Consider the following 22,870-nt stretch of genomic DNA (forward strand, 5'->3'; position numbering starts at 1 on the left):
CAGAAGATAGTCTCAAAAACCCGAAAACCCCAGCCCGGGCAGCGCAGCAAGCCCGCCAAGGACGATATGGAAGCCAAACCTCCCCGCCGCACGCGCGAACGGATTCTCGAGCTATCGTTGAAGCTCTTCAACGAGATCGGCGAGCCGAACGTCACGACGACGACGATCGCCGAGGAAATGGAAATCAGTCCAGGCAACCTGTACTACCACTTCCGCAACAAAGACGACATCATCAACAGTATCTTCAGCCAGTTCGAGCAGGAGATCGAAAAGCGTCTGCGTTTCCCGGACGACCACCGCGCAACCATCGACGAAATGTGGTCCTATCTGCAGTACATGGTCGATTTCACATGGCGCTACCGCTTCCTGTATCGCGACCTCAACGACCTGCTAGCACGCAACCGCACGCTGGAAACACACTTCAAGCAGATCATCAGCCACAAGGTGCGCTTCGCGAGCCAGTTCTGCGAGCAACTCGTGGCCGACAACGAAATGGTCGCGACACCCGAAGAACTCAAGGTCATCGCGACCAATATCGGCGTGATCGCGACCTACTGGCTGTCGTATCAGTTCGTCATGAATCCGCGCAAGTACAACGAACAGGAAGCAATCCAGGCCGAACTGCATCAGGTCAGCGTGCAGATCGTGTCGCTGATGGCGCCGTATCTGCGTGGCCGCTCGCGCGAACTGTTCGACGACCTCGTGTCGGGCAAGCATCCGCAGCGCGAGTTCTACGACTATCTGCCCCCGCGCGAACCTCGCAACGAATCGAAGGACCGGTAACGATGAAGGCAGTCTGTGTCTATTGCGGCTCCTCCAACGGAGCCAAACCGCTGTACCGCGACGCCGCCAAAGCATTCGGACGCGCGCTCGTCGCGGCAAACCTGTCGCTCGTCTACGGCGGCGGCAAGGTCGGTCTGATGGGCGTGATCGCCGACGAAGTGATGGCCGCCGGCGGCCGCGCGATCGGCGTGATTCCAGAACTGCTGGTCAACAAGGAAGTCGGCCACAACGGCCTGTCGGAACTGCACGTCGTGCCCGACATGCATCAGCGCAAGAAGATGATGGCCGATCTCTCCGACGCGTTCGTCGCGATGCCGGGCGGTGCAGGCACGCTCGAAGAGCTGTTCGAGGTCTACACGTGGGCACAGCTTGGCTATCATCAGAAAGCTGTGGCCGTGCTGAACATCGACGGTTTCTACGATCCGTTGATCGCGATGCTCGAACACACCGTGCAGGAGGGCTTCATGCGCCAGACCTACTTCGACATCCTGCAGGTCGACAGCGATCCCGCCGCTCTGATCCAGAAGCTGCAGCGCTACCAGCCGCCCGCAAGCGACAAGTGGGCGGACAACCGCGAGCGCGTGTGATGCGCGTCGAGCGCTTTCCTGCTGCATAGCGAGAGGCAAGCATGACGAAAGTGGTTCTGATCACGGGCGCGAGCCGCGGCATCGGCCGCGCGACGGCCCGCATGCTCGGTGCACACGGCTGGTCGGTCGGCGTGAACTATGCCACCAATGAAGCGGCCGCCAGACAGACGGCCGCCGAAGTCGGACGCGCAGGCGGCCACGCGCGCCTGATCGCGGGCGACGTCGCCGACGAAGCCCAGGTCATCGCGATGTTCGATGCAGTGGAGCATGCGTTTGGCCGCATCGACGCGCTCGTCAACAACGCGGGTATCGTCGCGCCTTCCATGCCGCTCGCCAACATGGACGCCACGCGCCTGAAGCGCATGTTCGACGTCAACGTATACGGCGCGTATCTGTGCGCGCGCGAGGCGGCGCGGCGCATGTCGAAAGATCGCGGCGGACATGGCGGCGTGATCGTGAATGTGTCGTCGGCGGCGTCGCGGCTCGGCTCGCCGAACGAATACGTCGATTACGCCGGCTCGAAAGGCGCAGTCGACACAATGACGATCGGCCTCGCGAAAGAACTCGGCCCGCAGGGCATCCGCGTGAACGCGGTGCGCCCCGGACTGATCGACACCGACATCCACGCGAGCGGCGGCCGTCCCGACCGCGCCGCGGTGCTCGGCGTGCAGACGCCGCTCGGCCGCCCGGGCACGGCCGACGAAGTCGCCGAAGCGATCGTCTGGTTGTTGAGCGATGCGTCGTCGTATGTGACGGGCGCGCTGCTGGATGTCAGCGCCGGCCGCTGAGCCGATCTAGAACGACGACCCGGGCTCACGCAAAAACGCGACCTCTTCCTCGCTCGACGAACGCCCGAGCAACGCATTGCGATGCGGAAAGCGCCCGAAGCGCTCGACAATCTGTGCATGTCGCACAGCCGAGCGCGCATACGAAGGGTCCAGCCCCTGTGCTTCGAGCAGCGTGTAAAGCCGCACGCCTTCGCGCTGGCCTTCCACCGTCTCGACGTGCTCGAACGGAATGTACGCGAACGCGCGGTGATAGACGGTCGGCAGCAGGACGTCGCTGCCCTCTTCGATCATGCGGCGCGTGATGCTCAACGCCTGCGCGTCGCCGTCGTACATGCGCGCCGTGCGCCGATGACAGTTGCGCGTGAACTGGTCGAGCACGATCACGAGCGCCAGCGAGCCGAGCGGCGTCGCGAGCCATGCGTCGAGTTCATGCGCCAGCGCCGCTTCGATCGACGCACCGAAACGCTCGCGCAGCATCGCGTCGAACGCGTCGCTGCGTTTGAACCAGCGCTTCTGGTCCTTGCCATAGCCGTCCGAACCCGGCGTGCCGAACCAGCAATCCAGCACGTCGCGCGCGGTCGGATCGAGTGCCGCGTAGTCCGCTTCCGGCGAATACGCCGCCGCGTCGAAGCGCACGCTCATGCGAATTCCAGCACGAGCCGCCGCGTGCGCGCGCTTTTCTTTTCCAGCTTCGCGACGCGCAGCGCACCGATCTCTTCCGTGTTGTGCACATGCGTCCCGCCGCACGGCTGCAGATCGACGCCTTCGATGCGCAGCAGCCGCACGCGCCCGAGGCCCATCGGCGGCTTCACGCTCATCGTGCGGACCAGTTCGGGGCGCGCCGCCATTTCATCGTCGGTGATCCATTGCGTCGCCACGGCATGCGCGCCGCCCACCAGCTCCGCGAGCCGCGTTTCGACGAGTTCGCGCCCGATCGGCTCGACAGTCGCGAAGTCGAGGCGCGCGTAGTCGGACGTGATGCTGCAGCCATCGACGGGATACGGCAGCACCGCGCACATCAGGTGGCTCGCCGTGTGCAGGCGCATGTGCCGGTAGCGGCGCGTCCAGTCGATCTGCGCCGTCACCTTCCGGCCAACGGCAAGCTGCGCGAGCAGCGCCTCCTGGCCAGGCGCGGGAACGTGGACGGCGTCGTCAGGCGTCGCGCCTTCGAACTTCGCCTTACGTGTGTCAGCGATCTCGATACGCGTGCCGTCGGCGAGCGTCAACACGCCCGCGTCGCCCGCCTGGCCGCCGCCAAGGGGATAGAACACGGTTTGATCGAGATGGATGCCCTGCTCGTCGAGCGCGGTGATGGTCGCGTCGCAGTGGGTCAGATAGGCGTCGTCGCGAAACAGCGCGCGCGTCGTCATGGGGAGTCTCCTTTGTGCCTGTGTCGAGCCAGCGGACATTATGCCGATGCCGCCATCGCCCGCCGCGTTCAGATCGAAGCGCTCCCGACCGAACTGTACCGGTCGCTCTGGCACGACGCTTTTACGACGCGCGACACTTCCGCTCGCGGTCGCGCAGCATGTCAGCCGGGATGATTGCGCATCCAGTCGGCCGTATCGAAGAACGAATGCAGCAGGCGCTCTCGCAGCGGCTCGGGCAGGCCGACGTCTTCCATCGCCCACGCCATGCAGCGCAGCCACTGATCGCGTTCCACCGACGCAATCTGGAACGGCAGATGCCGCGCGCGCAGACGCGGATGGCCGAAGCGGCTGATGTAATGATCCGGGCCGCCGAGCCAGCCGCACAGGAACCAGAACAGCTTGTCACGCGAGCCGTCGAGCGTCGGCGGATGCAGCTTGCGGATACCGGCGAAGTCGGCTTCGAGGTCCATCAGGTCGTAGAAACGGTCGACGATCTCGCGCACGCGCGCTTCGCCGCCCACCAGTTCGAAGGCGGTCGGCTGCGACGGCGCTTCGTCAATCGGATCAGTCATACGGGCAACTACACAGTCAAAGGAATGTCACGGCGGCGGACGCTGCCGCACGGATCACGCGTCGCGCAACGATTGCAGCGCGGGCCGCGTCAGCACATGCCGCAGGCTGAGCCAGCCGCCGACGGCGGCGCACACCACGCCCGCCGCAACGCCCGCTGGCAGGAGCCACGGGTTGAAATTGATCGAAAAATCGAACACGCGCGAGGCGAGCACGAAACCGATCAGCTGCGAGCCGATCGCCGCCATCAGCCCCGACAGAGCGCCGACCACGACGAACTCCGCGACCTGCACCGCACGCACCTGCGCGTGCGACGCGCCGAGCGCGCGCAGCAGCGCGGATTCTCGCATACGCTCGTCGCGCGTGCCCGCGAGCGCGGCGTACAGCACCAGCACGCCCGCGAACAGCGTGAAGCCGAACAGGAACTGCACGGCGCCGATCACCTGGCCGATCACGCGCTGCACCTGCGCGAGAATGGGCGCGGTGTCGATCGCGGTGAGATTCGGATACTGGCCGATCAGCCCGTCGATCACGGCGCGTTGCCCCGGCGGCACATGGAAGCTCGTGATGAAGGTGGCCGGATAGTCCTTCAGCGCGGCAGGCGGCATCACGACGAAGAAGTTGACCTTGAACGAACCCCAGTCGAGCTTGCGCACGCTCGTCACGGGCGCGTCGACCTGCAGGCCCGTCACGTCGAAGCGCAGCGTGTCGCCGACCTTCACCTTGAGAATCTTCGCGAGGCCCTGTTCGATCGAAATCTGCGGCGTGGTCGCGTTGCCGTACCACGCGCCCGATACGATCCGGTTGTCGTCCGGCAACTGCGTCGTGTACGACAGGTTGAACTCGCGATCCACCAGCCGCCGCGCATCCTCGCTCTTGAAGTCGTCGGGATTGACGGGCTTGCCGTTGATCGCGATCAGGCGGCCGCGCACCATCGGCGCAAGCTCGACGCCGGGAAAACCGTGCGCCGACAGATAGTGCGTGACGAGATCGCGCTGATCGGGCTGGATGTCGATGATGAACTCGTTCGGCGCGTCGGGCGGCGTCGAGCGTTGCCAGCCTTCGATCAGATCGTTGCGCGTCATCGCGATCAGCAGCAGGCACATCAGGCCGATCGCGAGCGCGGTGATCTGCAGCGCGCTCGAATTCGCGCGGCGCTCCAGCGACGCAAGCGCATAGCGCCAGCCAATGCCGATATGAAACCGCTCGCTGCGCACGACGCGCGCGGCGCCCCACAGCGCCAGACGCGCGATCAGTGCGAACAGCAGCAGCCCGCCCGCGAAGCCCCCCGCGACAATCCCGCCGAGCTTCAGTTCACCCGCGGCGAGAATCAACAGCCCCGCGAACAGCACGATGCCGAGCGCGTACGCCGCCCACGCGGTGCGCCCTTCCTCGCCCCACTCGCGGCGCAGCACGCGCACGGGCGGCACACGCGTCAACGGCAACAGCGGCGGCAGCGCGAAACCGACCAGCAGCACCAGACCAGCGGCGATGCCCTCGAGCGCGGGCCAGACAGTCGGATACGGCAACGACACGTCGATCAGACTGCCAAGCCACCAGAACAGCGCGAGATGCCCGCCGAAGCCGAGCACCACGCCCGCCATCCCGCCGACCAGACCCAGTCCCGCGAATTCGAACAGGAACAGCGCGCGCAAGGTGCGCTGGCTTGCGCCGAGGCAGCGCATCGCCGCGCAGCTGTCCAGATGCCGCCGCATGTAGCGATGCGCGGCCATCGCGATCGCGACGGCGGCAAGCAGCGCCGTCAGCAGCGACACGAGCGTGAGGAAGTGGCTCGCACGGTCGAGCGTCTGACGCACCTGCGGCTGGCCGTCCTGCAACGACTCCAGCGCGTAGCCGCGCATCTTGCCGTTGTCGACGCGCTCGTGCGCCCACTTCGCAAATTCCGCGACCGGCTCGTCGCCGCCCGCCACCAGCAGCCGGTACGTGACGCGGCTGCCGTAGCCCGTCAGTCCCGTCGACGCGAGATCGTCGGCGCGCATCATCAGGCGCGGCGAGAAATTGACGAACGCGAAGCCGCGATCCAGCTCGCGTGTGATCAAGGCGCCGATCGTGAAATCGCGCCCACCCACTTTCACCTTGTCGCCGATGCGCGCTTTCAGCGCATCGAGCATCTGCTGGTCGACCCACACCTCGCCGGGCGGCGGGATGCCGCGCACCTCGCGATCGGGTGCGCCCGCCGCCAGCGCGATCTTCAGTTCGCCGCGCAGCGGATAGCCCGCCGACACCGCCTTCACCGCCGCGAGCCGGGAGACGGGGGTAGGTACGGTCGAGTTGACCATGCTGGGGAAGATCGCCGTCGTCGCCGTGTCGAGGCCGAGCGCTTTGGCCTTGTCAGCGAATTGCGGATCGACGGGATGGTCGGAGCGGACGATGAAATCGGCGGCGATCATGCGCCGCGCATCGCGCTCGAGTCCCTGATGCAACCTGTCGGCCAGAAAGCCGACGCTAGACAGCGCCGCGACGGCCAGTACCAGCGCGAGCAGCAACATGGTCAGCTCGCCCGCGCGCCAGTCGCGCGCCGTCATGCGCAGCGACTGATGCAGCAGATGACCCAGCGACAGCCGGTGTGCGGGCGCGCGCCGCGCATGGCGCTCACGCGGGGATTCGGGCGGAAGCTCGGGCGGAGCCTCGGTGGTGACGCGTTCGGCTTCGCTCAATCGTGACGGCTCCGCGCGAGTCGCGACACCATATGCGTCGCCATGCCGCGGAAGCCGCCCTGCACGCCGCGCCACAGACGCGGCAGCGCCCAGCTCGCGAGCACGAGAAAGCCGACCAGCAAGACGAGAAACAGCACGGGTACGAACAGCGCGAGCAGCAATCCGCCGAACACGAGCCCGTCCTCCGCCGACGACGTGACGACATTGGACACCGGTTCCGGCGACAGATTGATCAGGGCCCGCGTGCCCGCCTTCGTCAGATGCGACGCGCCGGCGAGCGTGCCGCCAGCCAGCGCCGCGACCGTCATCAGCGCCGGATCGGCGTGGCCGAGCGCGCCGACGGCCAGCATGGCGCCCGCCGGAATGCGGATGAAGGTGTGGACGGCATCCCACAGCGAATCGAACGCGGGAATCTTGTCGGCGAGGAATTCGGCGAGCGTCAGGACGGCTGCCGCGCCGATCACCCACGGCGACTGCAGCACGGACAGCGTATCGGGAAGATGGATGAAACCGGCGCGCCCGAACACGCCCGCGATCAGCACGGTCAGATAAAGGCGCAAGCCACTGCCCCAGGAGAGGCCGGCTGCAAGCGAAAGAGGTTCAAGCATGGCCGCCTCCGAGGCGCGCATAGCGTGCCGTCAGTTCCGGCGGCTGTGCCATGAGACGGTGGGAAGCGCCAGTGGCTCCGCCCGCCGAAGCCGCCGGACCCGCGCATCAAGGCCGCGCGGAGCAATTTCAGGGTGATTTCCGTCTCATTATAGCCACGTCAATCCGCCGACCGCACGGCGGCGCCGCGGTTTGTAGCGTGATTGCGGCAATTTTCAGACGAATGGCGCGCTTTGACGGCCCCGGCGGCCGCCCCGTCAATGCCCAGACGACAGCTTCAGTCCGATCAGGCCGACGACGATCAGCAGGGCGCTGCCGACGCGCGCCGCCGTCACCGCCTCGCCCATCATCACGATGCCGAAAATGAATGCGCCGACCGCGCCGATGCCCGTCCAGACGGCGTAGGCCGTGCCGAGCGGCAACTGGCGCATGGCCATCGCAAGCAGCACGAAGCTGCCGAGCGCCGTCACGATGGTGAAGACAGACGGCCAGAAGCGGGTGAAACCTTCGGATGTCTTGAGACCGGCCGCCCACGCGACTTCCAGCAAACCGGCGATAAAAAGGAGAATCCAGGACATGAGACGAACTCCCAATGAAGATGGGGCCGTCCCCGTTGAAAGCGGATGCAGCAAGGTCGTCCTTGCCGTGCGTCATCATATCAAAATGGACCGGTTTTCGCCGCTCCTTCATACCTGATCCGATATAACGCGACGCCATGCCGCGCCCTGTCGCGCCGAATCGTCAGGCGACGCCGACCAGCCGGTAGCCGACGCCCGTTTCGGTGACGATATGCTCGGGCTGCGCCGGATCGCGCTCCAGCTTCTGCCGCAAATGCGCCATATAGATGCGCAGATAGTGATGGCTTTCCACATGCGACGGCCCCCACACGTCGCGCAGCAACTGCCGGTGCGTGAGCACGCGGCCCGCGTGGCGCACGAGCGTGGCGAGCAGCCGGTATTCGAGCGGCGTCAGATGGACGGGCTCGCCGTCGCGGGATACCTGGCGCAACGCCAGATCGACGGTCACACCGCCGAAATGCACCTGCGGCGTCTCGTTGGCGCCGCCCTGGTTGCGCCGGCGCAGATGCGCGCGAATCCGCGCGAGCAGTTCGGACACGCCGAACGGCTTGGTGAGATAGTCGTCGGCGCCCGCGTCGAGCGCGGCCACCTTCTCGCTCTCCTGTGTGCGCGCCGACAGCACGATCACGGGCAGTTCGCTCCAGCCGCGCAGTTCGCGGATCACGTCGAGGCCGTCGGTATCGGGCAGGCCTAGATCGACGATCACGAGATCGGGCTTGCGCGTCGCCGCTTCGATCAGCCCCTGCTTGCCCGTGGACGCGTCGTACACGACCATGCCCTCGCCTTCCAGCGACGCTCGCACGAAGCGGCGAATCTGTTGTTCGTCTTCGATCAGTACGACAGTGATGCTCAGGTCGCTCATGAGTGGGTATTCGGATGCGTGTCGGCTTGTTGTCGGTGAAGCGAAGGGGCGTCCGGGTTTGCGTCCACTTCGGGGTCCGCTTCGGGGTCCACCTCGCCCGCAGCGTCGTCGTCGAGGACGTCGGGCACGGGCGGCGGCGTTTCGATGGGCAGCGTGAACCAGAAGCGCGCGCCTTCGACGCGGCCATCGGCGGCGACGCGGTTGGCCGCGCCGATTCTACCGCCATGCGCCTCGGCGATCGCGCGGCAGATCGCAAGTCCGAGGCCGATGCCCGGCTTCGCCGATTCCTTTTCGCCGCGCGTGAACTTCTCGAAGATGCGCGCTTCCATGCCAGGCGGCAAGCCCGGTCCGGTGTCGTCGACGGTCACGCGCACGAACGGCTTGCCGTTCTCGTCGATACGCTGCGCGCCGATCGTCAACGGCGTGTCGGGCGGCACGTACTTCGCCGCGTTCTCGAACAGGTTCGCGAAGAGCCGCTCGAGCAGCACGGCGTCGAGCTGCAGCAACGGCAGATCGGCGGGCAGCGATACCTGCACGGGATGACGCGCAAGCGTGCGCCGGCAGTCGCGCAGCGCCGAGCCGACCGTCTCTTCGAGCAGCGACCATTGCCGGTTCAGCTTCAGGCTGCCCGCCTGCAGGCGCGCCATGTCGAGCAGATTCGTGACGATGCCCGTCATGCGCAGCGCTTCTTCATGGATCGCGTCGACGAGTTCGCCTTGCGCCGCGTTGCCCGCCTCGCGCGGCTGGCCGGCGAGCATCGACGAAAAGCCGACGATCGCCGTGAGCGGCGTGCGCAGATCGTGCGAGATCGCGGACAGCAGCGAGTTGCGCAGCCGCTCGGACTCCATGTTAACGAGCGCATCGCGGGCGATGTCGACGTAATGCACGCGCTCCAGGGCGAGCGCGATTTGCGCGGCGAACGCGTCGAGCATGCGCTGCTGCTCGGGCACGTCGAGTTCGCGCTCGTCCCGCATCGCGACGGCCAGCACGCCGCGTGTGCGCATCGGCGCGCGCAGCGGCAGATAGAGCGCCTTCGCGGCGGGCAGCGTGTCGGTGCCGTGGCCCGCGGGCTTCTGCTGGTCATACACCCACTGGCCGACATCGACGTCGAGCGCGGCGGCTTCGAGCATGATGGTTTCGTCGGGATCGTCGACCTTCTGCTTCACCTGGTCCGCGCTGTCGGGCAACAACACCGCGACGCGCGCGCGAAACACCTCGCTCACATGACGGCTGCCGATGCCGACGATCTGCTCCGTCGTCAGCGCCGCCGCCAGTTCGCGCGCCATTGCGTACATCGCGCTGGTGCGCTGCTCGCGCCTGCGCGCGACGCTGGCTTCGCGGCGCAGGCTCGACGTCAGATGGCCGATCACGAGCGATGTCAGCAGCATGCCGATGAAGGTCAACAGGTATTGCGTGTCCGACACCGACAACGACATGCGCGGCGGCACGAAGAAGAAATCGAACGCGGCGACGGACAGGAACGACAGCATCACGCCAGGCCCGCGTCCCAGCTTCACGGCCGTGAAGATCACGCCGAGCAGATACAGCATCACGAGGTTCGCGAGATCGATGCGGTCGATCAGCTGGCTTGCGATCAGCGTCACGCCCGCGCAGATCGCGACCGCCCATGCGTAATTGCGCGGCGGCGAACGACGCTCGCGCGCCGCGACCAGCGCGTCGCGCCACGCGCGCCCTTCTTCGTCGGCGTGGCGTTCGCGGGTCGCTCCTGCTTCGTCGCTGCTGGCGCGGATCAGCGTGAGATCGAGGTCGCTCGCGCGTTCCGCGAGGCGCTCGCCGAACGGGCGGCGTAACCAGCGCGCGAGGCCGGTGGCGGATGAGCCGCCTGCTATCAGCTTCGAGACGTTGCGCACGCGGGCGTAGCCGATCAAGGTCGAGACGGCGTCGGCGCCCGCGAGCGTCGCCGTTTCCGCGCCGAGGTCGGCGGCGAGCTTGAGCGCGTCGAGCGTGCGTTCGCGGCGAGCGTCGGAGAGCCGTTGCAGCCTGGGTGTTTCGACGTAGACGGCGATCCAGTCCGCCTTCAGGCTCGCCGCGAGACGTGCGGCTGCGCGCACCAGCAGTGGCGCCTCGGGGCCGGGCCCTACGCACACGAGGAGCCGTTCGCGGGCCTGCCAGATGCGCTGGATCGAGCGATCGGCGCGGTATTCACGCATTTGCGCATCGACGCGGTCGGCCGTGCGGCGCAGCGCCAGTTCGCGCAACGCGATCAGATTGCCCTTGCGGAAGAAGTTGCGCACGGCGCGCTCGGCCTGTTGCGGCATATAGACCTTGCCGTCGCGCAGGCGGTCGAGCAGTTCTTCGGCGGGCAGGTCGACGAGCGTGACTTCGTCGGCGCGGTCGAAGACGCGGTCAGGGACTGTCTCCCATACGCGGATGCCGGTGATCTGGCCGACTACGTCGTTGAGGCTTTCGAGGTGCTGGACGTTGACGGTGGTGTAGACGTCGATGCCGGCATCGAGGAGTTCGTAGACGTCCTGCCAGCGTTTGGCGTGGCGTGCGCCCGGGACGTTCGAGTGGGCGAGTTCGTCGACGAGGATCAGTTGCGGTTTGCGCGCGAGCGCGGCGTCTAGGTCGAATTCGCCTAGCAGGCGGCCGCGGTATTCGATGCGCGCGAGCGGCAGCACGTCGAGGTCTTCGAGCAGCGCTGCTGTTTCGTTGCGGCCATGGGTTTCCGCTATTCCTACGACTACGTCGATGTGTTCTTCTTTTCGGCGACGTGCTGCTTGAAGCATTGCATATGTCTTGCCGACGCCGGCCGATGCGCCGAAAAAAATCTTCAGCTTGCCACGTTGGCGTTTTTCTTCTTCGCGCTGGAGTTTGTCGAGGAGTTCGTCGGGGTCGGGGCGGGGCATGGTGTTGGGTTTGGGGGTTTTGCACTTCCGTGCGGGTATGGTGACATGGTTTTTTTGTTTTTTGTCTGCGACGCTCGTGGTGGTTGGCTTGGGTTTGGCGCTGGCATCCGCGATTTGCCTTTGTGGCGCGGGCTATGCCGTTTGGTGTTCTGGCCTTTGCGCTGGCATCCGCGTTTCGTTAGCTCGCTTCAAGCGTCGCCCCTGTGCGGGGCGGCACCTACTTTTCTTTGCCGCCGCAAAGAAAAGTAGGCAAAAGAAAGCGGCTCACACCGCCAGCCTTTGTTCTTGCCTGAGGGCCCCCAAAGGTTCTTACGCTTCACACGGCAATCACGTGACCCACGTTCGTTGCCAACGCTCTGAATGAGCGCCTCACCCGCTTCACGCACCCGCGTTTCAGCATGCCTCACCAGACAGTCCACCGCCGCCCAGGTGGCAAACTGTGTGTCGGCCCTCGGTGCTCCACATGCTTCACTCCAGACCAACAGCGCACGCGTACCACCCGGTAAGAGCGCTACCCTATACGACGCGACAACCTGCACACAGTTTGCCACCTGGGCGGCATATACCATTCGTTGCCGCTTGCCCGGCTACGGGAATTCGAAGCGGGTGAGGCGTTCATTCGAAGCGTTGGCAACGGGCACTAAGCACGGCACTGGCGTGTGAAGCGTGGGGACGTTGGGGGCCCGTGGACAAAGGTCAAGGGCTGGCGGTGTGAGCCGCTTTCTTTTGCCTACTTTTCTTTGCGGCGGCAAAGAAAAGTAGGTGCCGCCCCGCACAGGGGCGACGCCTGAAGTGAGCTAACGTAAAGCGGATGCCAGCGCAAACACCGGCAAACCGCCCGGCGTCGCAGACAAACCAAAACCAAAACCAAAACCAAAAAACCCCGGGGCTACGCCATCACCAAAACCGCCCACCCCGGGAAACGGTCACAACCCCTTACGTACGCTGCGCGTCATCCAACGCGATATTCAGCTCAAGCACATTCACCCGCGCCTCGCCAAACAGCCCAAACTGCCGACCATGCGTATAGCGATCAACAAGAGCAGCCACGTCATTGGCATTCATCTTCCGCGCAGCGGCAACCCGCTCAACCTGAAAAGCCGCCGCCGCAGGCGAAATCTCCGGATCGAGACCACTCCCCGACGAAGTCACCAGATCAACAGGAACAGCCGTATCGGCAGGCATATGCCCAGCAGCCTTCAGCGCATCGAGACGACCTTTAACCTCATCGGCGAGAGCCGGATTAATCGGCCCGAGATTCGAGCCGCTCGACCCCTGCGCGTTATACGGCATCGGCGCCGTCGCCGACAGCCGTCCCCAGAAGTACTGCGGCGCATCGAACTGCTGCCCGATCAACCGCGAGCCCACTACCTTGCCGTCCTTCTCGATCATGCTGCCATTGGCCTGATCGTGAAAAACAGCCTGGCCGAACGCCGTCATCACGGCAGGATACGCAAGCCCGGTCACAGCCGTCAGCACGGCAAAGATCACCACCATCGGGCGAAAAAGCGATTTCATGATTCAGATTCCTTTTTATCTGTCGACAGACGTGCATCGCACAGCCATCAAACCCAACCGCACGCGGCCAGCACCATGTCGATCAGCTTGATGAACGGGAACGGCAGCAAAATCCCACCCAGCCCATAGACCAGCAAATTACGGCGCAACAGCGACGCGGCGCCGAGCGGACGATACGTCACACCCTTCAGCGCAAGCGGGATCAACGCCACGATGATCAGCGCATTGAATATCACCGCCGACATAATCGCCGACGACGGCGAGCTCAGATGCATCACATCCAGCACGCGCAGCTGCGGATACGTGGTCGCGAACGCAGCCGGAATGATCGCGAAATACTTGGCGACGTCATTCGCAATCGAGAACGTCGTCAACGATCCGCGCGTCATCAGCATCTGCTTGCCGATCTCGACGATCTCGATCAGCTTGGTCGGATTCGAATCGAGATCGACCATGTTGCCCGCTTCCTTCGCGGCCTGCGTGCCCGTGTTCATCGCGACGGCAACGTCGGCCTGCGCGAGCGCCGGCGCATCGTTGGTGCCGTCGCCCGTCATCGCGACCAGCCGCCCTTCCGCCTGGTGCGCGCGGATCGTCGCGAGCTTCGTTTCCGGCGTGGCTTCGGCGAGGAAGTCGTCGACGCCCGCTTCCGCTGCGATGGCCGCCGCCGTCAGACGGTTGTCGCCCGTCACCATCACGGTCTTGATGCCCATCTTGCGCAGTTCGGCAAAGCGCTCCTTGATGCCGCCCTTCACCACGTCCTTCAGTTCGATCACGCCGAGCACACGCGCAATGCCCGCGCCTTTCTCCGCCACCACCAGCGGCGTGCTGCCGCGCCGCGCGACTTCCGAAACGGCCGCTGTCATTTCGGAGGGGAAGTGGCCACCATGCGCTTCGACGTAGTGCTTCACCGCATCGGCGGCGCCCTTGCGGATTTCGCGGTCCGGCAGATCGACGCCGCTCATGCGCGTCTGCGCACTGAACGCGATGAACACGGGATGCAGCGCCGCCATGTCGCGCTGGCGGATGTTGAAGCGCTGCTTCGCCAGCACCACGATGCTGCGGCCTTCGGGCGTTTCGTCCGACAGCGACGACAGTTGCGCAGCATCCGCGAGCGTTTCTTCCGCAATGCCCGCTACGGGAATGAACGCCGATGCCTGGCGGTTGCCAAGCGTGATCGTGCCCGTCTTGTCGAGCAACAGCACGTCGACGTCGCCAGCGGCTTCGACGGCGCGGCCCGATGTCGCGATGACGTTCGCCTGCATCATGCGGCTCATGCCCGCCACGCCGATCGCCGACAACAGCCCGCCGATCGTCGTCGGAATCAGGCACACGAGCAGCGCGACGAGCGCGGTGATCGTCACCACGTGCCCCGCCTTCGCGGCTTCGACGGAGAACATCGAGAACGGCAGCAGCGTCGCGGTGGCGAGCAGCAGCACGATGGTCAGTGCGACGAGCAGAATGGTCAGCGCGATTTCGTTCGGCGTCTTCTGACGCTTCGCGCCTTCGACCATCGCGATCATGCGGTCGAGGAACGCCTCGCCTGGATTAGCCGTCACTTTCACGACGATCCAGTCCGACAGCACGCGCGTGCCACCCGTCACCGACGAAAAATCTCCGCCCGACTCGCGGATCACAGGCGCGGATTCGCCCGTGATGGCCGACTCGTCGACGGACGCCACGCCTTCGATGACTTCGCCGTCAGCGGGAATCACGTCGCCCGTTTCGACCAGCACGACGTCGCCGCGGCGCAGGTCGGAAGCCGTCATGATGCGGATCGGCGACTTCGGATGCGGCTCGTTGAGCTTCTTCGCCATCACGTCTTTCTTCGCGCTGCGCAGCGATGCCGCCTGCGCTTTCGAGCGCCCTTCCGCGAGCGCTTCAGCGAAGTTCGCGAACAGCACCGTGAACCACAGCCACAGCGACACCGCGAGAATGAAGCCCGCGGGCGCCTCGGCCTGGCCCAGCAGCGCGGCGACCCAGAGGATCGTCGTCAGGATGCTGCCGACGTACACGCAGAACATCACCGGGTTGCGGAACTGCGTGTGCGGCTTGAGTTTCTTGAACGAGTCCACGATCGCCGGGCGCAAGAGCGCCGGATCGAACATGGACCGGGTAGCGGAATGGTCAGTCATTTCTTCCTCTATTTGCTTCGCCGTTTTTTTCGCGTGGCGTATCAATGGCCCGCGATCATCATCAGATGTTCGACGCCGGGGCCGAGCGCGAGCGCGGGCACATACGTGAGCGCGCCGACCAGCAGCACCGTGCCGAGCAGCAGCACGACGAACAGCGGTCCGTGCGTCGGCAGCGTGCCGCCCGTCACCGCGATGCGCTTCTTCGCCGCCAGCGAGCCGGCAATCGCGAGCACCGGGACGATCGTGCCGAAACGGCCGAACCACATCGCCACGGCAGTCAGCCAGTTGTAGAACGGCGTGCTCACCGTCAGACCCGCGAACGCGCTGCCGTTGTTGTTCGCGGCCGAGCTGAACGCGTACAGGATTTCGGAGAAGCCATGCGCGCCCGGATTCAGGATGCCCGCCTTGCCCGCGTCGGTGAGCACGGCAATCGACGTCGCGACCAGCACGAGCAGCGGTGTGAGCAGCACGACGATCGACACCATCTTCATCTCGTACGCTTCGATCTTCTTGCCGACGTATTCAGGCGTGCGGCCGATCATCAGCCCCGCGACGAACACCGCGAGCATCGCGAACACCAGCATCCCGTACAGACCCGAACCCACGCCGCCGAGGATCACTTCGCCGAGTTGCATCAGCAGCATCGGCACGAGACCGCCGAGCGGCGTCAGCGAGTCGTGCGTGTTGGCCACGGCGCCGCACGATGCGGCCGTCGTCGCGACCGTGAAGATGCCGGACTGCGCGATGCCGAAGCGTGTTTCCTTGCCTTCCATGTTGCCGCCCGGCTGCAGCGCGCTCGCCGACTGATCGACATGCAGCGACGCGAAGAGCGGATTGCCGGCTTGCTCCGCGCCGATCTCGCCCGCGATGCACACGGCGAAGGCGATCGTCATCACTGCGAGCACGGCCACGCCTTGCCGCCCGTCGCCGATCATGCGGCCGAACACGAGGGCCAGCGCGGCGGGGATGATCAGGATCGAGAACATCTGCACGAAGTTCGAGAACGGCGTCGGGTTCTCGTACGGATGCGCGGAGTTGCCGTTGAAGAAGCCGCCGCCGTTCGTGCCGAGCATCTTGATCGCTTCCTGCGTGGCGACGGGGCCCATCGCGATGGTCTGCGTCTTGACAGGCGTATCGACCATCACAGGGTTGCCCTTCGCGTCCTTCACGGGGTTGCCCTGGGCATCCGTCTTCGGCGCGGAATACGTGGTGGTCTGCAGCGTGGGCACGTCCTCGTACGACTTGAAGTTCTGGATCACGCCCTGGCTCATCAGCAGCGCTGCGACGATCGCCGACATCGGCAGCAGCACGTAGAGCGTCACGCGCGTCATATCGACCCAGAAATTGCCGATGGTCTTCGCAGTGTGGCGCGCAAAGCCGCGCACCAGTGCGATCACGACGACGATGCCTGTCGCCGCCGACAGGAAGTTCTGCACCGTCAGGCCGAGCATCTGCGTCAGATAGCTCAACGTCTGCTCGCCCGAATAATCCTGCCAGTTCGTGTTGGTGACGAAGCTGATGGCCGTGTTGAACGCGCCGTCGACCGTCATCGCGCTGAACTGCTGCGGATTGCCGGGCAACAGGCCTTGCACGCGCAGCAGCACGTACAGAAACACGACGCCGAGCAGGTTGAACGCGAGCGTGGCGATCGCGTAGTGCTTCCAGCCCATTTCCTGCTCGGGGTCGACGCCTGCGAGACGGTACAGCAGACGCTCGACGGGCCCGCCCAGTTTGACGACGCGCGACGTGCCGTCCATCACGCGCGACAGATAGCGCGAAACGGGCACGGCAGCCGCGAGCAGCACGACGATGAAGAAGGCCGGCTGCAAGACATTATTGAGGTTCATTCAATGTCCTCCGCGCGCAGCAGCGCATAGACGAGATAGGCGAACAGCAGCGCGGTCGCCGCGCCCGACAGCCAGAGGATCCAGTTCATGAGCGCGCTCCCTGACCACGGCCGTAGCGCGTCAACTTCTCGCATCCGGCGATCAACCCAAAGGTCAGCGCAGCAAAAAGCGCGATGCCCCCGACATACAGCACATCCATTTCATCTTCTCCATTTGTTTGGCGATGGATGGCCGCAACGTTATGCCGATCGACGTAAAGGGCAGGTCAAAGATGCATCGGGGAGTGTAAAAAAGGTGTAAACGGAAAAGGCCGCTTCACGTCGCGCGTGAAGCGGCCTTCCTGATTGCAGCGAGCGTTGCTTACGGCAGCAAAACCGTCGATCCCGTCGTCCTGCGCGCCTCCAGATCCGCATGCGCCTTGCCGACGTCGGCGAGTGCATAGCGCTGATTGATGCTCGTCTTCACCTTGCCGGACACGATCACGTCGAACAGTTCAGCCGACATCGCGTCGTAATCGCTGCGCTTGCCCATATACGTGAACAGCGTCGGACGCGTGAAAAACAGCGAGCCGCGCCCGGCGAATTCCGACGAATCGATGGGCGGCAGCGGGCCCGACGCATTGCCGAAGCTCACGAACATGCCGAGCGGCGCCAGGCAATCGAGCGACGCCGTAAACGTATCCTTGCCGATCGAGTCATACACGACGGGCACGCCTGCCCCGTTCGTGATCTCGCGCACGCGTTTCGTGAAGTTCTCGCGTGTGTACACGATGGGATGGTCGCAGCCATGCGCCTTCGCGATCTCCGCCTTCTCGTCCGAACCGACCGTGCCGATCACCGTCGCGCCCAGCGCCTTCGCCCACTGGCACACGAGCAGCCCCACGCCGCCCGCGGCCGCCTGGATCAGGATCGTGTCGCCCGGCTTCACGGGATACGTGCGGCGCAGCAGATATTGCGCGGTCAGCCCTTGCAGCATTACTGAAGCGGCTTGTTCGTAGCCGATCGCATCGGGCAGTTTCACCACCTGCGCCGCGGGCAGCACGCGCTCTTGCGCGTACGCGCCCGGCGGCCGCGCGACGTATGCGACGCGGTCGCCCGCCTTCAGCTCCGTCACGCCCGCGCCGACCGCGATCACCTCGCCCGCCGCCTCCATCCCGAGGCCGCCCGGCAACGGCAGCGGATACAGCCCGGTACGGAAATACACGTCGATATAGTTCAGGCCGACGGCATGCTGTTTGATGCGGATTTCGCCGTTACCCGGCTCGCCCACTTCGACGTCGACCCACTTCATCACTTCCGGGCCGCCTGTCTTGTCGAATCGAATTGCCTTCGTCATGTCATCTCCAGATTGATTCGTTGCCTGATTCGCGTCGATTGCCCGCTTGAAACGAACGACGCCGTCAGACCTGATGCGTCAGACGCAGTGTCAGCACGTCGAGGATCATCCGCGCTGTCGAGATGTTGGTCGCGCACGGCACGTTGTGGACATCGCACGCCCGCACTAGCGCGTTGATGTCCGGCTCGTGCGGCTGAGGCGTCATCGGGTCGCGCAGGAAAATCACCATGTCGACTTTGCCTTCGGCCAGTTGCGCGCCGATCTGCAGGTCGCCGCCGTGCGGGCCGGACAGCATCCGCTCGACTTTCAGGCCATGCGCGTCGCTAATGCGCGAGCCCGTCGTGCCCGTCGCGATCAACTCGCAGCGCGACAGCGTGTCGACGTATTCGCCCGCCAGCCTGACGATGTCATCCTTCTTGTGGTCGTGCGCGATCAGCGCGACGCGTGTTGTCATGTCGTTGCTCCTCTTGTGTTGTCGTTATCGTGTTCGCGATGTGCCGCGAAGGGCCGTGCAACGGCCGTCCATCATCAAAACGTGCCGGGGTACGCGCCGCCGTCGATCAGCCAGTTCTGCCCGGTGATATAGCCCGCGTGCACGCTGCACAGGAACGCGCAGGCGCGGCCGAACTCGTCGGGCGTGCCGAAGCGGCGCGCGGGAATCGTCGCCATGCGCTGCTTGCGCGCTTCGTCGACGGAGATGTTCTGCGATTTCGCCGCTGCCTCGAACGTCACGGCGATGCGGTCGGTGTCGAACAGGCCCGGCAGCAGGTTGTTGATGGTCACGCCGTCGGGTGCGACCTTGCGCGCGACGCCCGCGACGAAGCCTGTCAGGCCCGAGCGCGCGCCGTTCGACAGACCGAGCACATCGATAGGCGCCTTCACCGACGAACTGGTGATGTTCACCACCCGTCCGAAGCCGCGCGAGATCATGCCGTCGATGGTTGCGCGGATCAGTTCGATCGGCGTGAGCATGTTCGCTTCGAGCGCGCGAATCCAGTCTTCGTGCGTGAAGTTGCGGAAATCGCCGGGCGGCGGGCCGCCCGCGTTGTTGACGAGGATGTCCGGCTGCGGACACGCGGCGAGCGCCGCGGCGCGGCCTTCGGGGGTGGTGATGTCGCAGGCCACCGCTTTCACGTCGACGCCCGTCTTCGAGCGGATCGCGGCCGCCGTGGCTTCGAGCGTGTCGGCCGTGCGGGCGACGATCGTCACGTTCACGCCTTCGGCCGCCAGCGCCTCGGCGCAGCCGCGCCCCAGTCCCTTGCTTGCCGCGCACACCAGCGCGGTCTTTCCTGCGATGCCCAGATCCATGTGTATTTTCCTGTTTTTGCGCGCGCAACGAGCGGGACATGCCTGCGCGTTACGCTCGGGGGTGGTCGGCCAACTGTCCCCCGATTCTAGAAGAATCGACGCGGCGCTGCCGGACCTTGCCGATATACCTTTCATCAGCATCCGTCTTTTTGCGCTGCCCTTCCGGTAAACTCGCAGCCATGGCGCAGCCGCGCGCCGCCGCCCGTCACGGGGCACGGGCGCCGCGCCAAATTCATCGTCAGCCAGCTCAACTTCGCCGCGAGGCGCCCCGTCATGACCCAGGACAGCCGTTTTCCCAATCTTTTCATCCTCGATCACCCGCTGATCCAGCACAAGCTGTCGCACATGCGCGACCGCGACACGTCCACGCGGACGTTCCGCGAACTGCTGCGCGAGATCACGCTGCTGATGGGCTATGAAATCACCCGCAACCTGCCGATGACGACGCGTCGCGTGAGCACGCCGCTCGTCGATATCGACGCGCCTGTGATTGCTGGCAAGAAGCTTGCAATCGTGCCCGTGCTGCGCGCGGGCGTGGGCATGTCGGACGGGCTGCTGGAGCTGATTCCGTCGGCGCGTGTCGGGCATATTGGTGTGTATCGCGATGACGATCATCGCCCTGTCGAGTACCTGGTGCGGTTGCCGGATCTCGAAGATCGCATTTTTATTCTTTGCGATCCGATGGTTGCGACGGGGTATTCGGCCGTGCATGCGATCGATGTGCTGAAGCGGCGCGGTGTCGCGGGGGAGAATATTTCCTTCCTCGCGCTCGTGGCCGCGCCTGAAGGCGTGCAGGTGTTTCAGGATGCGCATCCGGATGTGAAGCTGTATGTTGCTTCGCTCGATGCACATCTGAATGAGCATGCTTACATTATTCCTGGGCTTGGGGATGCTGGGGATCGGTTGTTCGGGACGAAGAACTGATCGTTTTTTTTGCCCTTCGGGGGTGGGGGTTGTGGTGCCGGGCTATGCCGTTTGGTGTTTGTTCTGGCCTTTGCGCTTGCCTTCGTGGCGCGGGCTACGCCGTTTGGTGTGCTGGCCTTTGCGCTGGCATCCGCGTTTCGTTAGCTCGCTTCAAGCGTCGCCCCTGTGCGGGGCGGCACCTACTTTTCTTTGCCGCCGCAAAGAAAAGTAGGCAAAAGAAAGCGGCTCACACCGCCAGCGCTAATTCTTGCCTGAGGGCCCCCAAAGGTTCTTACGCTTCACGCGGCAACCATATGACCCACGTTCGTTGCCAACGCTCTAAATGAGCGCCTCACCCGCTTCACACACCCGTGTTTGAGCATGCCGCGCCAGACAGTCCGCCGCCGCCCAGGTGGCAAACTGTGTGTAGGCCGTAGTGCTTCGCATGCCTCACTCCGGACCGATAGCGCACGCGCCCCACCCGGTAAGAACGCGAAGCTATACGACGCGACAACCTACACACAGTTTGCCACCTGGGCGGCACATACCATTCGCTGCCGCTTGGCCGGGTACGGGTATTTGAAGCGGGTGAGGCATTTGTTTGAAGCGTTGGCAACGGACATCGACGGGTATGTTGCCGTGTGAAGTGTGGGGACGTTGGGGGCCCGTGGGCAAGCGTCAAAGGCTGGCGGTGTGAGCCGCTTTCTTTTGCCTACTTTTCTTTGCGGCGGTGTACAGACTGGAGACATGGTTGACACATGTACAGAGACATCGCTGACACATGATGGTCAGGGTTTTGCTGCCTTCAGGTCAAGTTTTGCGACCCGCTGATGGGCGAACCAGATGTCAATCACACCGTCTTCGTCCTCGCTCGGGCGGGCGGCCACCTGCAGCCCCTTGAGTGCGATCGAGAGCTTCAGTTTCTCGCCGCGCACGCGCACCACGCCGCTTGAGTTGACCCGTAAAACCGCGTCGCCGCAGCGGTATTCGGGCTCTGGCAGCCGCCCAGGCATCCTGCGCAGGCTGCACGCGTAGCGGGTGAGCGGCACCGCCATTCCCAGTGCCTCGTGCGGACGCTCGGTGTTGTACACCTGCCGCCAGCGATCCAGTTCCCGCTGCACGTGCTCGTGCGTGGTGAACGCATGCCGCTGCAACACTTCGGCCTTCAGCGAGCGGTGAAACCGTTCATCCTTGCCGTTGGTCTGCGGGTGATACGGCCGGCTATAGCTCACATGGATGCCCAGCCGGATCAGCCAGACCGCGAGCTCGGTGAGCTGGCCCGGCGCGCTGGGCGAGCCCCATGGCGCGCCGTTGTCGGTGTTGATGCACGAAGGCAGCCCGTAGCAGCGGAACGCCCGCTCCAGCGCTTCCTGCACGACCTGCGTGGTGGTGCGCGAGCAGGCGCTCAGCACGACGTTGTAGCGCGAGTGGTCATCGATGACCGTCAATGGCGCGCAGCGTCCGCTCTCCAGGGTCGGGAAGTCACCCTTGAAGTCCATCTGCCACAGCGAGTTCGGATACTCGTGCTCGAAGCGCTGCCAGTGCTGGCGCTGGCGCGACGCCTGTTCATCGATGAGCCCGTGACGGCGCAGGATCTCAGTGATCGTGGCGGGCGCGGGAATCTGTGTTTCGCCCAGATCGCGCAGGCGCTGGGCGATCTTGCGCCCGCCCCAGCCGTGCGCCTGGCGCATTTCGAGCACCCGCGCCTCGATGGTCTGCGCTGAGCGTTTGGGACTGTGATGCGGGCGGCGGGAGCGGTCGGCCAGGCCCTTGATGCCTTCCGCCCTGTGACGGGCCAGCCACTTGTAGCCGGTCTGGCGGGTGATCGTGTATTTGCGGCACAGTTCGCTGAACGCGAGCGCCTGTGTGGCGGCCTCACGGACGAAATCTTCGCGGCGATTCATGATGTCTTTTACATCCCAGGGCATGGTTGAAAATCCGGGCGTTTGATTACCCGAAAGTGTCAACGATGTCCCTGTACACCTGTCAGCGATGTCTCCAGTCTGTACACGGCGGCAAAGAAAAGTAGGTGCCGCCCCGCACAGGGGCGACGCGTGAAGCACGCTAACAATTCGCGGATGCCAGCGAAAGCAAAAGCAAACCCCGGATGCCAGCGCAAAGCAAAACCAAAACCA

Annotated in this window: 21 protein-coding genes; 4 read left to right on the plus strand and 17 right to left on the minus strand. The window is 64.9% G+C overall.

The features are described 5' to 3' along the window. The first annotated feature begins 66 nt into the window (after positions 1-66). Genes C2L66_RS10755 through C2L66_RS10765 form a run of 3 tightly spaced genes read left to right on the plus strand, consistent with a single transcriptional unit; the run spans position 67 to position 2,158 of the window. Entirely contained in the window at positions 67-783 is a 717-nt protein-coding gene (locus C2L66_RS10755) for a TetR/AcrR family transcriptional regulator (RefSeq protein WP_054930054.1), read from the plus strand. A 2-nt stretch (positions 784-785) separates the two neighbouring features. After that, entirely contained in the window at positions 786-1,370 is a 585-nt protein-coding gene (locus tag C2L66_RS10760) for an LOG family protein (RefSeq protein ID WP_060600178.1), read from the plus strand. Positions 1,371-1,411: 41 nt separating this feature from the next. Then, positions 1,412-2,158 carry an SDR family oxidoreductase gene (locus C2L66_RS10765; protein ID WP_054930052.1) on the plus strand — a complete coding sequence of 249 codons (747 nt, stop codon included), beginning with the start codon at positions 1,412-1,414 and terminating at the stop codon, positions 2,156-2,158. 6 nt (positions 2,159-2,164) lie between these two features. Here C2L66_RS10765 and C2L66_RS10770 read toward each other — a convergent pair whose 3' ends face one another. The 16 genes from C2L66_RS10770 to C2L66_RS10845 all read right to left on the minus strand — a co-directional run bounded on the left by C2L66_RS10770 (position 2,165) and on the right by C2L66_RS10845 (position 19,832). Continuing rightward, positions 2,165-2,800 (minus strand): DUF924 family protein, encoded by a 636-nt coding sequence (locus C2L66_RS10770; protein ID WP_060600177.1) that lies wholly within the window; start codon positions 2,798-2,800, stop codon positions 2,165-2,167. After that, on the minus strand, positions 2,797-3,528 hold the full coding sequence (locus C2L66_RS10775; RefSeq protein ID WP_060600175.1) for an alanyl-tRNA editing protein: 732 nt from the start codon (positions 3,526-3,528) through the stop codon (positions 2,797-2,799). The genes C2L66_RS10770 and C2L66_RS10775 overlap by 4 nt, the downstream gene beginning before the upstream one ends. Positions 3,529-3,689: 161 nt before the next feature. Continuing rightward, positions 3,690-4,100: a group II truncated hemoglobin gene (locus C2L66_RS10780; protein WP_036003758.1), complete on the minus strand. Its 411-nt coding sequence runs from the start codon at positions 4,098-4,100 to the stop codon at positions 3,690-3,692. Between the two features lie 54 nt (positions 4,101-4,154). Further along, positions 4,155-6,644 (minus strand): ABC transporter permease, encoded by a 2,490-nt coding sequence (locus C2L66_RS10785; RefSeq protein WP_082670370.1) that lies wholly within the window; start codon positions 6,642-6,644, stop codon positions 4,155-4,157. Positions 6,645-6,772: 128 nt separating this feature from the next. Next, positions 6,773-7,384: a DUF4126 domain-containing protein gene (locus C2L66_RS10790; RefSeq protein WP_054930055.1), complete on the minus strand. Its 612-nt coding sequence runs from the start codon at positions 7,382-7,384 to the stop codon at positions 6,773-6,775. Positions 7,385-7,639: 255 nt separating this feature from the next. Continuing rightward, positions 7,640-7,960, minus strand: coding sequence for a quaternary ammonium compound efflux SMR transporter SugE (gene sugE, locus C2L66_RS10795; protein ID WP_060600173.1), 321 nt, complete (start codon positions 7,958-7,960; stop codon positions 7,640-7,642). A 163-nt stretch (positions 7,961-8,123) separates the two neighbouring features. Beyond that, on the minus strand, positions 8,124-8,822 hold the full coding sequence (gene kdpE, locus C2L66_RS10800) for a two-component system response regulator KdpE (RefSeq protein WP_060600171.1): 699 nt from the start codon (positions 8,820-8,822) through the stop codon (positions 8,124-8,126). Beyond that, on the minus strand, positions 8,819-11,692 hold the full coding sequence (locus C2L66_RS10805; RefSeq protein WP_060600169.1) for a DUF4118 domain-containing protein: 2,874 nt from the start codon (positions 11,690-11,692) through the stop codon (positions 8,819-8,821). The genes kdpE and C2L66_RS10805 overlap by 4 nt, the downstream gene beginning before the upstream one ends. A 936-nt stretch (positions 11,693-12,628) precedes the next feature. Then, positions 12,629-13,210 carry a potassium-transporting ATPase subunit KdpC gene (kdpC, locus tag C2L66_RS10810; protein WP_054930047.1) on the minus strand — a complete coding sequence of 194 codons (582 nt, stop codon included), beginning with the start codon at positions 13,208-13,210 and terminating at the stop codon, positions 12,629-12,631. 47 nt (positions 13,211-13,257) lie between these two features. Further along, complete coding sequence (gene kdpB / locus C2L66_RS10815; RefSeq protein ID WP_054930046.1) at positions 13,258-15,342, minus strand: potassium-transporting ATPase subunit KdpB; 2,085 nt, start codon at positions 15,340-15,342, stop codon at positions 13,258-13,260. A 41-nt stretch (positions 15,343-15,383) separates the two neighbouring features. After that, positions 15,384-17,189, minus strand: a complete 1,806-nt coding sequence (gene kdpA / locus C2L66_RS10820) for a potassium-transporting ATPase subunit KdpA (protein WP_060600167.1) — start codon at positions 17,187-17,189, stop codon at positions 15,384-15,386. Beyond that, on the minus strand, positions 17,186-17,278 hold the full coding sequence (kdpF, locus tag C2L66_RS10825; RefSeq protein ID WP_007583461.1) for a K(+)-transporting ATPase subunit F: 93 nt from the start codon (positions 17,276-17,278) through the stop codon (positions 17,186-17,188). The genes kdpA and kdpF overlap by 4 nt, the downstream gene beginning before the upstream one ends. After that, on the minus strand, positions 17,275-17,388 hold the full coding sequence (locus C2L66_RS10830) for a hypothetical protein (RefSeq protein ID WP_007583456.1): 114 nt from the start codon (positions 17,386-17,388) through the stop codon (positions 17,275-17,277). The genes kdpF and C2L66_RS10830 overlap by 4 nt, the downstream gene beginning before the upstream one ends. Before the next feature lie 161 nt (positions 17,389-17,549). Then, positions 17,550-18,524 (minus strand): quinone oxidoreductase family protein, encoded by a 975-nt coding sequence (locus C2L66_RS10835; RefSeq protein ID WP_054930044.1) that lies wholly within the window; start codon positions 18,522-18,524, stop codon positions 17,550-17,552. Positions 18,525-18,588: 64 nt separating this feature from the next. Further along, on the minus strand, positions 18,589-18,978 hold the full coding sequence (locus C2L66_RS10840; RefSeq protein WP_054930043.1) for a methylglyoxal synthase: 390 nt from the start codon (positions 18,976-18,978) through the stop codon (positions 18,589-18,591). Between the two features lie 74 nt (positions 18,979-19,052). Then, entirely contained in the window at positions 19,053-19,832 is a 780-nt protein-coding gene (locus tag C2L66_RS10845; protein WP_060600165.1) for an SDR family oxidoreductase, read from the minus strand. 273 nt (positions 19,833-20,105) lie between these two features. On the opposite strand from C2L66_RS10845, the gene upp reads away from it, so the two are divergent. Further along, on the plus strand, positions 20,106-20,756 hold the full coding sequence (upp, locus tag C2L66_RS10850; protein WP_054930041.1) for a uracil phosphoribosyltransferase: 651 nt from the start codon (positions 20,106-20,108) through the stop codon (positions 20,754-20,756). A 767-nt stretch (positions 20,757-21,523) separates the two neighbouring features. Here the strand turns inward: upp and C2L66_RS10855 are convergent. Further along, the gene (locus C2L66_RS10855) at positions 21,524-22,663 is read right to left on the minus strand and encodes an IS481 family transposase (protein WP_060600163.1); all 1,140 of its coding nucleotides are present in this window, start codon (positions 22,661-22,663) and stop codon (positions 21,524-21,526) included. Positions 22,664-22,870 lie beyond the last annotated feature (207 nt).

It is taken from the genome of Paraburkholderia caribensis, from assembly GCF_002902945.1.
GTDB lineage: Bacteria > Pseudomonadota > Gammaproteobacteria > Burkholderiales > Burkholderiaceae > Paraburkholderia > Paraburkholderia caribensis.

Coding starts and splice junctions, on each gene's coding strand:
- C2L66_RS10755 (WP_054930054.1), top strand. CDS start 67: ATGGAAGCCAAACCTCCCCGCCGCACGCGCGAACGGATTCTCGAGCTA.
- C2L66_RS10760 (WP_060600178.1), top strand. CDS start 786: ATGAAGGCAGTCTGTGTCTATTGCGGCTCCTCCAACGGAGCCAAACCG.
- C2L66_RS10765 (WP_054930052.1), top strand. CDS start 1,412: ATGACGAAAGTGGTTCTGATCACGGGCGCGAGCCGCGGCATCGGCCGC.
- C2L66_RS10770 (WP_060600177.1), bottom strand. CDS start 2,800: ATGAGCGTGCGCTTCGACGCGGCGGCGTATTCGCCGGAAGCGGACTAC.
- C2L66_RS10775 (WP_060600175.1), bottom strand. CDS start 3,528: ATGACGACGCGCGCGCTGTTTCGCGACGACGCCTATCTGACCCACTGC.
- C2L66_RS10780 (WP_036003758.1), bottom strand. CDS start 4,100: ATGACTGATCCGATTGACGAAGCGCCGTCGCAGCCGACCGCCTTCGAA.
- C2L66_RS10785 (WP_082670370.1), bottom strand. CDS start 6,644: ATGACGGCGCGCGACTGGCGCGCGGGCGAGCTGACCATGTTGCTGCTC.
- C2L66_RS10790 (WP_054930055.1), bottom strand. CDS start 7,384: ATGCTTGAACCTCTTTCGCTTGCAGCCGGCCTCTCCTGGGGCAGTGGC.
- sugE (WP_060600173.1), bottom strand. CDS start 7,960: ATGTCCTGGATTCTCCTTTTTATCGCCGGTTTGCTGGAAGTCGCGTGG.
- kdpE (WP_060600171.1), bottom strand. CDS start 8,822: ATGAGCGACCTGAGCATCACTGTCGTACTGATCGAAGACGAACAACAG.
- C2L66_RS10805 (WP_060600169.1), bottom strand. CDS start 11,692: ATGCCCCGCCCCGACCCCGACGAACTCCTCGACAAACTCCAGCGCGAA.
- kdpC (WP_054930047.1), bottom strand. CDS start 13,210: ATGAAATCGCTTTTTCGCCCGATGGTGGTGATCTTTGCCGTGCTGACG.
- kdpB (WP_054930046.1), bottom strand. CDS start 15,342: ATGACTGACCATTCCGCTACCCGGTCCATGTTCGATCCGGCGCTCTTG.
- kdpA (WP_060600167.1), bottom strand. CDS start 17,189: ATGAACCTCAATAATGTCTTGCAGCCGGCCTTCTTCATCGTCGTGCTG.
- kdpF (WP_007583461.1), bottom strand. CDS start 17,278: ATGAACTGGATCCTCTGGCTGTCGGGCGCGGCGACCGCGCTGCTGTTC.
- C2L66_RS10830 (WP_007583456.1), bottom strand. CDS start 17,388: ATGGATGTGCTGTATGTCGGGGGCATCGCGCTTTTTGCTGCGCTGACC.
- C2L66_RS10835 (WP_054930044.1), bottom strand. CDS start 18,524: ATGACGAAGGCAATTCGATTCGACAAGACAGGCGGCCCGGAAGTGATG.
- C2L66_RS10840 (WP_054930043.1), bottom strand. CDS start 18,978: ATGACAACACGCGTCGCGCTGATCGCGCACGACCACAAGAAGGATGAC.
- C2L66_RS10845 (WP_060600165.1), bottom strand. CDS start 19,832: ATGGATCTGGGCATCGCAGGAAAGACCGCGCTGGTGTGCGCGGCAAGC.
- upp (WP_054930041.1), top strand. CDS start 20,106: ATGACCCAGGACAGCCGTTTTCCCAATCTTTTCATCCTCGATCACCCG.
- C2L66_RS10855 (WP_060600163.1), bottom strand. CDS start 22,663: ATGCCCTGGGATGTAAAAGACATCATGAATCGCCGCGAAGATTTCGTC.